The organism is Acinetobacter wanghuae (assembly GCF_009557235.1).
GTDB classification, from domain to species: domain Bacteria; phylum Pseudomonadota; class Gammaproteobacteria; order Pseudomonadales; family Moraxellaceae; genus Acinetobacter; species Acinetobacter wanghuae.
In genome coordinates this window covers 565,282-580,269 of the sequence record NZ_CP045650.1, presented here as the reverse complement: position 1 = coordinate 580,269, position 14,988 = coordinate 565,282, and the positions used below count along the sequence as shown (strand labels likewise).

Here is a 14,988-nt window from a genome sequence, read left to right as displayed (position 1 = left end):
GTCTCTGCGTACACCCTAAAAATCACGTACAATAACAAGGTTATTTGGATAAGGAATCTTTCAATGCCACCATTTGTTTTGGTCGATGGCTCATACTTTTTATTTCGTGCCTACCACGCACTGCCACCATTAACCACTTCAACCGGTTTGCACACCAACGCAATCCGTGGTGCGATTTCTGCCATCCAAAAATTGATGCGCCGTATTGGACCAACGCATATGGCGGTCATTTTTGATACGCCTGAACCGACATTTCGTCACGTGTTGTCACCGATATATAAAGGTGATCGCCCTAGCATGCCGGATGATTTGTCCGAACAAATTCCTTATTTGCATGCACTGATTCGTGCGCTTGGTATTCCATTGCACACCTTACCCGGTGCAGAAGCCGATGACGTCATTGGCACACTTGCAAAACGTGCTGAAGCTGCAGGTCATCAAGTCCTAATTTCGACTGGCGACAAAGACATGGCGCAGTTGGTCACGGAAAAAGTGACCTTAGAAGACAGCTTTAAAGATAAACCGATGGACGTGCAAGGCGTCTTTGATAAATTTGGCGTATGGCCACATCAAATTATTGATTATCTAACGCTGATGGGTGATGCCTCTGATGGCATTATGGGCGTTCCTGGTGTTGGGGCAAAAACTGCAGCCAAATTATTGACGGAATATGGCTCGATTGGCGGTATTTTAGAAAACGTCGATAAAATTAAAGGGAAAGTTGGTCAAAATATTAAAGATAGCGTTGAAGGCATTACCCTTGACCATCAATTGGCGAGCATTGTTATTGATCTCGACCTCAATCTGACTTATGACGATTTACGCATTACTGAACCAAATGTCGAAGCACTACGTGCCTTATATACTGAACTCGAATTCCGTAATCAGTTACAGTCTTTAGATCATCCCAATAATCCAAACAATGCCAATTATAAACAGGCAGCGAAATCGATCAGTGCCAAAACCCCTGAGTCTGTTGCAGCCATTGAAGATCAAGCAAGCCAAACTAGCGGTGATGATCAACTCGGACAAGCGACCTATCATACGGTGTTAATGCAAGCCGATTGGGATGCCCTCTTTCAACGTTTAAGCACTGAAAAACGTTTTGCCTTTGATACTGAAACGACGAGTTTGGATTATCGTATTGCAGAAATTGTCGGTTTCTCAGTGGCATTTGATGGCAAAGACGCCTATTACGTGCCACTTGCACATGATTATGAAGGCGCGCCTGCGCAGCTTGACCGCGACACCGTTTTAAACCAAATTAAACCAATTTTAGAAGATGAAAGTATTGATAAAATTGGGCACCATCTGAAATATGATGCGCATGTGTTAGAAAATCATGGCATTCATTTAAAAGGTTGGTATTTCGATACCATGTTGGCATCGTATGTGCTGAACTCTGTAGCAACACGTCATGGTATGGATGATGTTGCACGCTTGTACTTAAGTCATTTCACCACGACTTTTGAGCAAGTCGCAGGTAAAGGCGCAAAACAAAAAACCTTTAATCAAATTGAGATTGAAACAGCTGCACATTATGCCGCTGAAGATGCGCATGTTACTTATCGTTTGTATGAAGTATTGGATGAAAAACTGAAAGCTCATCCTGAACTGAGCGAAATTTTGCATCGTATTGAAATGCCTGTGGCACGTGTCTTAACGCAAATGGAAGAAAATGGCATTCAATTGAATGTGAATTTCTTAGATCAACTCAGTGAAGAATTTGCACAAACCATTCAAAATTTAGAAAATCAAATTGTTGAATTGGCAGGTGAAAGCTTTAATGTCAGCTCACCGAAGCAAGTCGGTGAAGTCTTGTTTGAAAAATTAGGCTTAAAAGGCGGCAAGAAAACCTCGACGGGTCAATACAGCACCAGTGAAAGCATTTTAGAAAAACTCGACCATCCGATTGCAGCGCTGATTTTGGAATATCGGGGCTTATCTAAACTGAAAAGCACCTATACCGATGGCTTATCAAAACAAGCCAACAACGATAGCGGACGTGTACATACCAGTTATCATCAAGCACTCACTGCAACCGGTCGTTTATCGTCTACTGATCCAAACTTGCAAAATATTCCAGTGCGTGAAGAAATTGGGCGCCAAATTCGTAAAGCCTTTGTTGCCCCTGAAGGTCGCGTGTTACTTGCAGCCGATTATTCGCAAATTGAATTGCGTTTAATGGCGCATTTCTCACAAGATGAAGCTTTGGTACATGCCTTCAATCACGGTCAGGACGTACATCGTCGTACTGCGGCTGAAGTCTTGGGAATTGCGTTTGACGATGTCACTAACGATCAACGTCGCCAAGCTAAAGCGGTCAACTTCGGTCTACTTTACGGTATGTCTGAGTTTGGTTTAACCCGCCAATTGGGCTTTACCCGTCAAGAATCGCAGGACTACATCAAGCAATATTTCCATCGTTATCCGGGTATTTACGAATACATGCAGCGCACGCGCCAAGTCGCACTAGATCAAGGTTTTGTCGAAACTATTTCAGGTCGCCGCTTGTATACACCAGACATTGATGCACGCAATATGATGGTGCGTAAAGGCGCGGAACGTGCAGCAATTAATGCACCATTACAAGGTTCTGCGGCAGATATTATTAAAATGGCGATGATTGAAGTCGAAAAAATGCTCCCGAAAGATCAAGCCAAAATGCTACTACAAGTGCACGATGAATTGGTGTTTGAAGTGGATGCCGATATCGCTGATGAGTTAGCACCAAAACTGGCTGAAGTGATGCAATCTGTCGTGACGCTCTCTGTGCCACTGATTGTGGAAGTGGGTAAAGGCATGAATTGGGATGAGGCACATTAATACGCCTTTAAGCCCCTCTTTGCTAAAGAGGGGTTTGGGGAGATTCCAACTTTAGCTCCTCTTTACCTTGCACTTCGTTAAAAGCAATACTTTTAACTTGTTCAGGGTTAGGAAGATTTTAAAATCCCTTCTAACCTCCCTTTAAAAAGAGAGGTGTTAAAGAAATAAAAAAGGACGCCGGGGCGTCCTTTTTTTATGATCTTTTAAATTACAGACCCGTAAGCAATACAAACGCCACTTTACTCATAATCATTTCAATGAGGAGCAAGGTTAAAATCGCTAAAATTGGAGATAAATCAATCATGCCCATGTTCGGCATAATTTTACGAAACGGTGCAAGTAAAGGCTCAGCCAATTCTTGAATCACTTCAATATAAGGTGAACGCGATTGAGTAAACATCACCACCCAACTTAAAATAATCGTGGCAAAGATCAAGTAACGGCAGAAGCGAATTAAGTCCTGAATCATCGTCACAAAGGTCAGAATTACAAGATGAACAGGCCCACTTAAAGACGTACCTGATAGATGATTCTCACCGAATATTTTCAGTAGATACAGCACGACCAATAAGACCAGTGCCGCAGTATTCACACGCCCCTTGCCTAAAGTCGGAATAATACTGCCAAAAATATCCACGATCTTGGTTGCTTTCACAGTGGAAAGAACAACAGGATTGTATGGACTTACGGCAGCCAACTGCATTAAAAAACGGAAAAATACGAGCAAAATCGCAACGTTAATGATAATGCCAAAAATTAGCGCAGAATTTGCACCCATAATGGAACGTTCCTAAAAATTAAACTGATGATTTGCTACTGTCGCTAAGCTCTTGAGCAAGTTCTTGACTGCGTTTTTGTGCTGCGGCCAATGCGGCTTGAATATTTTGTGAAATCTGTGCGCGATCAAAGACTTCAAGTGCAGCTTGAGTCGTGCCATTTGGCGAGGTAACATTTTTACGTAATTCTGCAGGCGAATTTGAACTGGTAATCGCCATTTGTGCAGCACCTAAAGCTGTTTGTAAAGTCAGCTCTGTTGCCGTTTTTTCATCTAAACCTAAGTTTTTACCTGCACGAATCATGCTTTCCATCATATAGAAGAAATAAGCAGGTCCTGAACCCGATACCGCGGTCACCGCGTCGATTTGTGCCTCATTATTCACCCAAATGGTTAAGCCTGTAGAGGCAAGCACTTGGCTAGCTAAATCACGGTCAGCTGTATCAACATTCGAATGAGCATATAAACCATGTGCACCTGTTTGAACCAAAGCCGGTGTATTTGGCATCACACGTACAATGCGATCTGTACCTAACAACGCAGCGAGCGTCGAAATTTCTGCGCCTGCCACAATTGAAATTACCAATTTGTCATGAAGCAAGCCTTTCAACGGCTCAAGGACTTTTGCCAAAACTTGAGGTTTTACGGCAAATAAAACGATGTCCGCATCTTTGACTGCAGCAATATTATCATCTGTGACTTGTACATCTTTTTCTTGAAGAAGTTGACGTACTTTTTCAACAGGATCTGAAACTGTAATACGTGTCGAGGGTAAACCACGGGAAATCAAGCCACCAATTAAGGCTTGAGCCATGTTACCACCACCAATAAAACTAATATTACAATTTAAAGCTGCACTCATGTTTAATGCTCGTCGTTGAGTTCTCAGGTTGAAAAGACCGAAGGGGTAGCCAACCATCTGCCACGCAATAGGCGGATGCGGCTAACCAAAATCCATTGGGCGTAAACACCCCTAGGATAACATTATCTTTGCTCAATATTTGAATTGTATGACGTTGCCATGGAAATATTTGCGCTTCTTGAATAGCTTTTTTCAGCGGCCATGTCCCGACACGCCCCTGTAAATGAATCTTCTCTCCACCTTCACGGGGGGTCAGTTTTAAATCGGTATTGAGCAATTCTGCTGAGAGCCCCATCGCTGAGCTTGCAATCAAAAATGTGCCTGAAGGTAAAGTGAGTCTAGCGTTGAGGTGTAATTTAATGCTTTGAGCAATATTTTTTTGCTGCTGTTCAGCTAAGTAATCCGCAGCTTTAAGACGATATAATTGCTGTTGATAACGCACATAATAATACCCTTGGCAATGCAACGCAGCTTGTGCATCAGCTTTGGCATGAATCACTTCGCGCTGAATCCGCTCCACCATGTCAAAGGAAGGACGATATTGACTGTCACCTTTCATCCAATAGGAAAGCAATTGACGTTGGCGTGCTACAGATAAAGACATCAGCTGAGCAAGTGACAAAACATCTGCTGTGCCACACGCTGCTAAATCTTGATGCAATACGTCTTGCAAAATACTTTGCGCATCTTGCATTAAATCCGAGGTACGTACCAAGGCGGATTGCATTTTTGGAAATCGTTCCGTCAATAATGGCCATACGCTTTGACGCGCCCAAGCACGATCATAATGTGTGTCGAGATTGGTTGGATCTTCAATATGTGAAATATTTAAATCATGTGCCCATTGGCAAATCTGCTCACGGGAAATATCTAATAAAGGTCGCCAAATGCTGAATTCTTCACGTACATCGACACGTTTCATTGCAGATAAGCCATCGACCCCTGCGCCTGAAAGTAAACGCAGCATCAGGGTTTCTGCTTGATCTTGCTGATGATGCGCAAGTACAAGAATTTCATTATCTTGAAGATGCTGCTGATAAGCTTGGTAACGAGATTGGCGCGCTTGCTGTTCTAAATTACCTTCAGCCACATGCACCGCTTGAACGATACACGGAATATTTAATGTCGCACATTCTGCTCTTACAAATTCACCCCAACTTGAACTGAGGCTTTGCAATTGATGATCAACATAAATAGCGCGAATTTTTTCAGGGCACAAAAAAAACATCAGATGCAACAGCAGCATAGAATCTATGCCGCCACTACATCCAATGAGAAATTTTGTCTCTGCAGGAAAGTCCTGCAGTTGTTTTAAGACACGAGACCTGAGTTGTCGCTGCCAAACTTCATTAAACGTTGGTAACGTGCTTCGCATCGTTGTTGTGCTTCCATCGGTTGCAATTCGCTTAATGCTTCTTTAAGCACAGCTTTAAGACTGTCCATCACCTGTTGTGTATTTAGGTGAGCACCTTCACCTTCATCGACAACATATTCCACAATACCCATATGCTTGAGTTTATCGGCAGTCAATGCCAAAGCTTCACTGGCTTGCTCTGCTTTATCTGCTGTTTTCCATAAAATAGACGCACAGCCTTCAGGTGAAATCACCGAATAAATACTATGTGACAGCATAATCACACGGTCAGCCACACCAATACCGAGTGCACCACCTGAACCACCTTCACCAAGTACTGTCGCAATCACAGGGACTTTTAAGTTTGAAAGTTGCGCAAGAGAGGTTGCAATGGCTTCTGCCTGACCGCGTTCTTCTGCACCGACACCCGGATATGCACCCATGGTGTCAATAAAGGTAAATACAGGCAGATTAAAGCGTTCTGCCATATCTAAAAGACGCTGCGCTTTACGATAACCTTCAGGATTACTCATCCCAAAGTTATGTTGTAATTTTTCACGTGTGCTACGACCACGATGCTGACCCACAATCATGACAGGTTGACCATCTAAGCGAGCCAAACCACCAATCATTGCGCCATCATCGCCATACAGACGGTCACCATGTAAAGCATCAAATTCAGTGAATATTTCACCCACATAGTCCAAAAATTGTGGACGTTCAGGATGACGTGCTATTTGCACTGTCGCCCATGCTTTTGATGGAGTCGCTTTATTCTTCATAGCTCAACCGTTTTCATCCTTACCGAGGTATTCATCAACAAATTGTTCAGATTGAATGGAGAGCTCAATCTCCCAATTCTTAAATTGCACTTGTTCGTCGTGCAATTCAGCAACCAGCAATGGCCATTGTTTGGCATCACCAACCACACTGAGCTGCCATTGTTGCGCATTCTTGACCTTAAGTTCAATGGCAGGAAGCATCTCATCGCTACGACTGTGATTGACCAAAATCGCCAGACGAAGCAGTAAACAGAGCTGTAAAAGTTTCGTTCCACCCACTTTCATCACATCATGCTTGGCATCTGAGCGCAATTTGCGACGATGATGCGCGACCAAATGTGACAAATAGTTTTGATCGACTTGCGAGAAACCCGCAATATCTGAATGCTGTAACAAATAAGCGCCATGACGATGATAGCCACTGTGACTGATCGCTAAACCAATCTCATGCAAATAAGCTGAACGACGTAATAAATCACCATCATCACTGTTTAAATGTAAATCTTTAGCGACGTTATCAAATAAATGCTGTGCGGTTTGTACCACACGCTCTGCTTGCTTAGCATCGGCATTATAACGCCCCATGAGCGCATGTACCGAACGATCACGGATATCTTCATGTTGGAAACGACCTAATAGGTCATACATGACGCCTTCACGTAGCGCACCATCTGAATACACCAAGGATTTAATATTTAGAACTTCAAATACTGCATATAAAATGGCAATGCCCGCAGGTAGAACTGCGCGGCGGTCTTCTTTAAGACCTTCAAATTCCATTTCTGATACATGCTTATATTTCAGTAATTTATCTTTGAGTTTATCTAAGCCTTCACGGGTGAGCTGTTCTTTGTCATTGCTCCACCCCATATGAATACAGATTTGACGACAAGCTTTAATCGTACCGCTTGAACCCACCACTGCATCCCAACCCGCAGCTTTATAGGTGTTCACAATGCCTGAGATTTCTTTACGTGCCGCAGTCATGGCTTTTTCAAAGGCTTTGTGGCTAATTTCACCTTCTGGGAAATATGCTTTGGTAAATGCCACACAGCCCATTTGCACCGATTCAGTATGAATGGGCTCAAATTCTTCACCAATAATCAGCTCGGTTGAACCACCGCCAATATCGACCACCAAACGACGACCCGAATTTGCCATAGTATGCGAAACACCCAAATAAATCAGGCGGGCTTCTTCACGACCGGCAATAATTTCAATATGTTTAGGTAGAATTTCTGCGGCTTTTTGAATAAATTCATGCCCATTTTTGGCTTGGCGCAAGGCATTGGTTGCCACAATACGTAAGCGCTTGGGTTGCACTGCCCCTAAACGTCCAACAAAACGTGCCAAACATGCCAAACCACGTTGCTGTGCGGCTTCTGTTAAATTTTTATTTTCATCCAAGCCTGCCGCAAGCTGAACTTTTTCGGACATCGATGCCACTTTTTTCACTTCGCCATGATCTACCCGTGCGATCGCTAAGTGGAAACTATTTGACCCCATATCGATGGCTGCAAGTAATTCTTCATCAATTAAAAAATCAGACATTACGGAAATAAACCTTGAACGCATTGTGCTTAGAGTAATTCACCTACAAGCAATTGAAAAGTCATTTGTATCGACATTTGAATACGTTATTATTTTGCCTATAGATCTGAGCATTGTGTAACACGATTGTATCTATCGTGAGCATCAATTAGACAAAATATGCGATTCGGTTGAAAATTTGCATATACCTCTACATTGTTAAAGTTGGCTATGTAATACTTATATCCATATAGCTATCTTTTTATAAAATATTTTGGAGCATTCCATGTCTGCTAACATCGTAAATACAACTGACGCTAACTTCGAAGCGGACGTACTTCAATCTGACGTGCCTGTACTGGTAGATTTTTGGGCTGGTTGGTGTGCGCCTTGTAAAGCCATTGCACCTGTACTTGAAGTGCTTTCTGAAGAATACCAAGGTAAAGTGAAAATCGTTAAAGTAGACGTGACCTCTTGCGAACAAACAGCTGTGAACTACAACATCCGTAACATCCCTGCATTATTGATGTTCAAAAACGGTGAAGTTGTCGGTACTCAAGTGGGCGCTGCACCTAAATCTAAATTAACAGCGTTCATCGAAGAAAATATCTAAGATACGCTTTTCATTTAAAAATACGCGACCAACGGTTGCGTATTTTTTTCGCCTATAAATTGACAAACTTAGTGCGATCTCTTATATTGCATGTTCAAGAGATCAAGGATGTCAAATCCTGTCAATTTCTTACAAGACACAATACATAAGATGCCGCTCGGCAATAGAAATTGTTTTTCACATTTTTCATTGAAACAATCAATCAGACCTCTGAATTGTTCTTGTGCAAATTCAATTGCTTTCGTTTGAATGCTTGTATGCGGCCGAATGTTACTCCCTAATCTAACCTGCACCTTCAGAATATTGATTCTATCTGACCACCTATGAATTTAACCGAACTTAAGAAAAAACCGATTGGCGAACTCATCAAAATTGCTGAGTTTATGGGCCTTGAAGGTATGGCTCGTAACCGTAAGCAAGATATCATTTTTGCCATCCTAAAACGTCATGCAATGAATGGCGAAGAAATCTTTGGTGATGGCGTTCTAGAAATCTTGTCAGATGGTTTTGGCTTTTTACGCTCTGCGGCAGGTTCATATTTAGCAGGTCCTGACGACATTTATGTCAGCCCTTCTCAAATTCGTCGTTTTAACCTACGCACTGGCGACACCATTACCGGTACGATTCGTCCACCAAAAGAAGGCGAACGTTATTTTGCTTTACTAAAAGTAAATCAAATTAACTACGACACGCCTGAAAACTCACGTAACAAAATTCTTTTTGAAAACTTAACTCCGCTTTTCCCAACCGAGCAATTGGTGATGGAATTGGGTAACGGTACAACTGAAGATTTAACCACACGTGTGATTGACTTGGTTGCACCGATTGGTAAAGGTCAGCGTTCAATTATTGTTGCACCGCCAAAAGCGGGTAAAACAATGTTGCTACAAAGCATTGCGCAATCAATTGTGCGTAACAACCCTGAAGCAATTCTGATCGTTCTTCTGATTGATGAACGTCCAGAGGAAGTGACAGAGATGGAACGTACCGTTCGCGGTGAAGTTGTTGCATCGACCTTTGATGAATCACCTGCTCGTCACGTACAAGTGGCTGAAATGGTGATTGAAAAAGCAAAACGTTTGGTTGAACACAAAAAAGATGTTGTGATTCTACTTGACTCAATTACCCGTCTTGCACGTGCTTACAACACTGTCATTCCTTCATCTGGTAAGGTACTTACCGGTGGTGTGGATGCACATGCCCTAGAACGTCCAAAACGTTTCTTCGGTGCTGCACGTAATATCGAAGAAGGTGGTTCATTGACGATCATTTCTACTGCCTTGATTGAAACAGGTAGTAAAATGGATGAAGTGATTTACGAAGAATTCAAAGGTACAGGTAACCAAGAGATTACGCTTGATCGCCGTATCGCTGAAAAACGCGTATTCCCTGCCATGAACATCAAAAAATCAGGCACACGTCGTGAAGAACGTCTCATGTCTGAAGATAATCTACGCAAAGTATGGATTCTTCGTAAGCTCCTGCATACTCAAGATGAACTTGCAGCAATGGAATTCTTACTAGATCGCATGAAAGAAACCAAAACCAATGATGATTTCTTCGATCAAATGAAACGTAAAGCATCAAACTAAGCTAAGACTTCAGTTTATATTCAAATGAAAGGTCATCTAAACGATGGCCTTTTTTTTGGTTGACACAACTTACATAAAGACACAAAGCCATCTATTTAATGTAAGTTTATTTGCAAGTAAATGATAAATAAAATATTTGAACAAAAAATTGTTTTGTTTTTATATGCTTAACGCGCCTTTCTCCAATATAAAGCCACCTATTAATTGTTATTTTCTGTTAAGAAGTTCGCAATATTTCGTGTTTTTTATCGTTTTTTTGATGTTAGGCAGTAGCATTTAAAAAGGCGCAGTGATAGCATATTTGCAGACCAGTTAGACTGCTCCTGCGTTGTTAGTACCTAACACAATTAGGAATAATAAAAGCACACAACAGGCTAACGTCGGTTATTTTTAATCTCATATTTTAGAGAGTGATGCCATGTTATTCAAAAAAATCGCTATTGCTGCTGCAGTTGCTACTACTTTAGCTTTCGTTGGTTGTGCTAAAAAAACTGAAGAAGCTGCTGCTGACGCTAACGTTGCTGCATCTGAAGCTGTAGAAGCTGCTTCTGAAGCTGAAGCTGCTGCTGACGCTGCTGCTGTTGAAGCTTCTGCTGCTGTTGAAGCTGCTTCTGAAGTTGCTGCTTCTGAAGTTGTTGTAGAAGCTGCTGCTTCTGAAGCTCAATAATCTGTTATAGATTATTAAGTCAAAAAAAGAGAGCCATTGGCTCTCTTTTTTTATGCCTAGAAATCGAGATTTCTAGGCAAAGTACACGAATCAAAATAAAAAAGCAGATCAATCGACCTGCTCTGTCCCCACACGTTGACGGAACTTCTGTCCCGCACGGAAAGTGACGACACGGCGTGCAGAAATTGGAATCTCTTCACCCGTTTTCGGGTTACGGCCTGGGCGTTGACGTTTATCACGCAACTCGAAGTTACCGAAACCAGATAGTTTGACTTGCTCGCCAGAGATTAGCGCTTGGCTAATCTCATCAAAAAACAACTCGACCATTTGTTTTGCTTCACGACGATTCAAACTCGTGAGCTCACTTAAATGATCAGCCATCTCTGCTTTAGTTAGTGCTGTCATGAAGCCCTCAATGTCGCTTGGTATGTGTTTTCCAACACTTGAAGGATATTATCCATACCGGATTTAATTTCAGCATCTTCCAATGTACGGGTCGGATGCTGCCAAAGAAGTGCAAATGCAAGTGAGCGTTTACCTTCTTCTACCCCTTGCCCAGTGTACACATCGAATAACCAAGTAGAACCTAAAAGCGCTCCGCCTGTTTTTTCGATAAGTCCCTGAATTTCGCTAACATTAATCTTATCACTAATTAAAAGCGCAATATCACGTCGAACCGATGGAAAACGTGATAATTCTGTAAAATTAGATACATAAGTTTGCAAAACAGCCTTTTGATCCAATTCAGCCACCCAAGTGGTCGCTAAATCAAGTTCAGACTCTAATGAAGGATGCAAACGCCCCAAGTAACCAATTGATTTTCCATCGACTAAAATTTCTGCAGACTGTCCAGGATGCAACCAACTACGCTTTGAACGAACGTATTCAACATTTAAACGTCCAGCAGCTAAGATCTCTTCAATATCACCTTTGAAGTCAAAGAAGTCCATTGGCTGTGCTTTACCATGCCAAGATTCAGTCGTGCGTGAACCTGTTGCCACCAGTGCAAAGGTTGGAATCTGTTTTAAGTCATGAATGCTTGCTGCATCTTGATAATCAAAACGTAAACCCAGCTCAAAGAAACGCACACGGCTTTGCTGACGATTGACGTTATGTTGTACACATGGAATTAAGCTTGAAAGTAAAGTCGAACGCATCACCGCTAAATCGCTTGAAATTGGGTTTGCCAATGCCAATGGATTGATGCTTGGGTTCAATTGTTTTTCAAGTTTTAAATCTGCAAAGCTAAAGCTGATCGCTTCTTGATAACCCAAAGTGACCGCAGTTTGACGCAATTGACCGAGCTCAAACTGATCTTGGTATTTTGCCAATTTCACATCAATCACAGGCAAGCTGATTTGAATGTTGTCATAGCCGTGAATACGTGCCACTTCTTCAATCAAGTCTTGGTAAATGGTCATATCAAAACGATGCGATGGTGGAACAACACGCCATTCACCTTGCGCCTTAACTGTTACATCACAACCTAAACGTGTTAAAGCATCGCTGATAAAGTCTGATTCAACTTTATAACCAAGCAGTTGATCCACTTGTGCTTGATTCAGCTCAATTGCTTCACGTTTCGGAAGCAACTCTGCTTTCTCAGCGACAGTAATTGGACCAAACTCACCACCAGCAAGTTCAGAGATTAACTGTGATGCACGGTGCATGGCCATCAATGGCAATTCAAAGTCCACACCACGTTCATAACGCTGAGAGGCATCCGTGTGTAGACCGAAACTACGCGCACGACCTGCAATATACAATTGATCGAAGAATGCAGATTCTAGGAAAATTTCAGTGGTGCTATCAGACACAGCTGAAGACAAACCACCCATAATGCCTGCAATTGCCAATGCTTTAGTATCATCCGCAATCACCATCACTTTTTCACTCAGCTCGACTTCTTGTTCGTTCAGAAGTGTAAGTTTCTCAGCGGCTGTTGCTTGACGCACATAAACAGCACCTTCAACCTTACCACCGTCAAAAGCATGCAGTGGTTGACCAAGTTCCATCAAGACATAGTTGGTAATATCGACCAAAATGCTGTGCTGACGAATACCTGCACGTGCAAGCGCACGTTCCATCCAAACAGGCGTAGCTGCTTTGGTATTCACATTTTTGATGACACGACCTAAATAACGTGGGCAACCATCCGTCTCAACCACAACTTTCTTTTCATCAGAAATCGTTGCAGCCACTTCTTTAATTTCAGGCGCAGTCACAGGCAATTGGTTAATCACCCCAATTTCACGTGCGATCCCGCGAATACTGAAACAGTCACCACGGTTTGGCGTGATACTGATATCAATGACATTGTCATCAAGTTCTAAGTATTCACGTACGTTGACACCAACAGGTGCATCCGCAGGTAATTCTAAAAGACCATCAATTTTGTCTTCTAAATCAATTTCAGATGCACCGCAAAGCATGCCTTGTGATTCAACACCACGGAGTTTGCCTTTTTTGATTTTGAAATCACCCGGCAATACCGCACCAATGGTCGCAACCGGTGCTTTCATACCTGCACGTACGTTTGGCGCACCACATACAATTTGTAATGGCTCACCTGAACCAATATTGACAGTCGTTACACGTAAACGGTCTGCATCGGGATGTTGCTCTACAGTCAGCACCTCACCAACAACAACACCGGTAAATGGTTTTGCAGCAGGCGATAAATCATCGACTTCTAGACCCAACATGGTTAATTGGTCAGACAAAGTGTCGCTATCGATGGCTGGGTTGACCCATGTGCGTAGCCAATTTTCGCTAATTTTCATATATTCATTTCCTGAATCTCCCCTAACCCCTCTTTAACAAAGAGGGGAAGCACCCACACTTCTACTTATTGCGTGTAAGTCCCCCTTTTACAAAGGGGGATTTAGGGGGATTTTTAAAATCTAAAAATATCAATTTTCCTCTCACCCAATCTTAGGGAGAGGATTTAATAAAAAGTTTTAAGCAAACTGGCGTAAGAAACGCACATCATTTTGGAAGAACATACGTAAGTCGTTCACACCGTAACGAAGCATCGCAAAACGTTCTACACCTAGACCAAATGCAAAGCCTTTATATTTATCAGGATCGATGCCCGCAGCACGAAGTACATTCGGATGCACCATACCGCAACCGAGAACCTCAAGCCATTTACCGCGTTCATCCATAATATCCACTTCTGCACTTGGCTCAGTGAATGGGAAATAAGATGGACGGAAACGTACTTTTAAATCTTTTTCAAAGAATTCATTCAGTAAGTTAATCAACAAACCTTTGAGTTCTGCGAAGCTGGTATTTTCAGCCACGTATAAACCTTCGATTTGATGGAACATCGGTGAATGGGTTTGATCTGAGTCACAACGATAAACACGACCTGGGCACACAATGCTGATAGGCGGTTGTTGTGTTTCCATGGTACGGATTTGCACACCAGACGTATGCGTACGTAGCAAATGATTCACGTCAAAGTAGAAAGTATCGTGCATGGCACGTGCAGGGTGATGACCCGGAATATTCAACGCTTCAAAGTTGTGATAGTCATCTTCAACTTCAGGACCGGTGGCAACCGTAAAACCTGCTTTGGTAAAGAACTGACAAATACGCTCTTGTACTTGGGTCACTGGGTGGATACTGCCCACCTGTTGGCCACGACCGGGCAAAGTAATATCAATTGTTTCGCTCGCAAGTTTTTGTTCTAGCGCAGCTTTATGCAGCTCAGCTTGACGCGCAGTTAAAGCCGCCGTAATTGCTTCACGAACCGCGTGAATTTGTGCACCAAATTCTTTACGTTGTTCAGGATCCATTTTACCAAGCGACTTAGATTGTTCCGCGAGCTGGCTTTTTTTCCCCGTAAATTGCACTCGTACTTGGTCAAGTGCAGCAAGGTCTTCCGCTGCTGCAATCGCAGCGAGCGCTTCAGTGGTCAGGGCTTCCAGTGACATAGTAACTCTCAAAGCAACAGGTTAAAAATATTTTTAAAAACCAGAT

General features: G+C 42.5%; 12 protein-coding genes. 4 read left to right on the top strand and 8 right to left on the bottom strand.

Annotated features, from left to right (window positions below; translation table 11 throughout):
- The first annotated feature begins 63 nt into the window (after positions 1-63).
- A complete protein-coding gene (polA, locus tag GFH30_RS02645) occupies positions 64-2,826 on the top strand; it encodes a DNA polymerase I (RefSeq protein ID WP_153370774.1) in 2,763 nt (920 codons plus the stop codon).
- 208 nt (positions 2,827-3,034) lie between these two features.
- On the opposite strand, the gene GFH30_RS02640 is transcribed toward polA, so the two are convergent.
- The 5 genes from GFH30_RS02640 to ppx are packed head-to-tail and all read right to left on the bottom strand — an operon-like array spanning position 3,035 to position 8,150.
- Positions 3,035-3,604, bottom strand: coding sequence for a YggT family protein (locus tag GFH30_RS02640; protein ID WP_153370773.1), 570 nt, complete (start codon positions 3,602-3,604; stop codon positions 3,035-3,037).
- A gap of 19 nt (positions 3,605-3,623) precedes the next feature.
- On the bottom strand, positions 3,624-4,463 hold the full coding sequence (gene proC / locus GFH30_RS02635; protein ID WP_153370772.1) for a pyrroline-5-carboxylate reductase: 840 nt from the start codon (positions 4,461-4,463) through the stop codon (positions 3,624-3,626).
- Complete coding sequence (gene tilS / locus GFH30_RS02630) at positions 4,441-5,838, bottom strand: tRNA lysidine(34) synthetase TilS (RefSeq protein ID WP_153370771.1); 1,398 nt, start codon at positions 5,836-5,838, stop codon at positions 4,441-4,443. The genes proC and tilS overlap by 23 nt, the downstream gene beginning before the upstream one ends.
- Positions 5,775-6,599 carry an acetyl-CoA carboxylase carboxyltransferase subunit alpha gene (locus tag GFH30_RS02625; RefSeq protein ID WP_153370770.1) on the bottom strand — a complete coding sequence of 275 codons (825 nt, stop codon included), beginning with the start codon at positions 6,597-6,599 and terminating at the stop codon, positions 5,775-5,777. The genes tilS and GFH30_RS02625 overlap by 64 nt, the downstream gene beginning before the upstream one ends.
- 3 nt (positions 6,600-6,602) lie before the next feature.
- The gene (ppx, locus tag GFH30_RS02620) at positions 6,603-8,150 is read right to left on the bottom strand and encodes an exopolyphosphatase (RefSeq protein ID WP_153370769.1); all 1,548 of its coding nucleotides are present in this window, start codon (positions 8,148-8,150) and stop codon (positions 6,603-6,605) included.
- Between the two features lie 265 nt (positions 8,151-8,415).
- Between ppx and trxA the strand changes: the two genes are divergently transcribed.
- The 3 genes from trxA to GFH30_RS02605 all read left to right on the top strand — a co-directional run bounded on the left by trxA (position 8,416) and on the right by GFH30_RS02605 (position 11,001).
- Positions 8,416-8,742 carry a thioredoxin gene (gene trxA / locus GFH30_RS02615; protein ID WP_153370768.1) on the top strand — a complete coding sequence of 109 codons (327 nt, stop codon included), beginning with the start codon at positions 8,416-8,418 and terminating at the stop codon, positions 8,740-8,742.
- 323 nt (positions 8,743-9,065) lie between these two features.
- Complete coding sequence (gene rho, locus GFH30_RS02610; RefSeq protein WP_005095808.1) at positions 9,066-10,334, top strand: transcription termination factor Rho; 1,269 nt, start codon at positions 9,066-9,068, stop codon at positions 10,332-10,334.
- A 418-nt stretch (positions 10,335-10,752) separates the two neighbouring features.
- Positions 10,753-11,001: a hypothetical protein gene (locus GFH30_RS02605; protein WP_153370767.1), complete on the top strand. Its 249-nt coding sequence runs from the start codon at positions 10,753-10,755 to the stop codon at positions 10,999-11,001.
- A 108-nt stretch (positions 11,002-11,109) separates the two neighbouring features.
- On the opposite strand, the gene GFH30_RS02600 is transcribed toward GFH30_RS02605, so the two are convergent.
- The 3 genes from GFH30_RS02600 to pheS form a co-directional block, all read right to left on the bottom strand.
- Positions 11,110-11,406, bottom strand: coding sequence for an integration host factor subunit alpha (locus tag GFH30_RS02600; RefSeq protein WP_067731076.1), 297 nt, complete (start codon positions 11,404-11,406; stop codon positions 11,110-11,112).
- The gene (gene pheT, locus GFH30_RS02595) at positions 11,403-13,784 is read right to left on the bottom strand and encodes a phenylalanine--tRNA ligase subunit beta (protein ID WP_153370766.1); all 2,382 of its coding nucleotides are present in this window, start codon (positions 13,782-13,784) and stop codon (positions 11,403-11,405) included. Before pheT ends, GFH30_RS02600 begins: the two co-directional genes overlap by 4 nt.
- Before the next feature lie 177 nt (positions 13,785-13,961).
- Positions 13,962-14,942 (bottom strand): phenylalanine--tRNA ligase subunit alpha, encoded by a 981-nt coding sequence (gene pheS, locus GFH30_RS02590; RefSeq protein ID WP_153370765.1) that lies wholly within the window; start codon positions 14,940-14,942, stop codon positions 13,962-13,964.
- Positions 14,943-14,988: the final 46 nt, after the last annotated feature.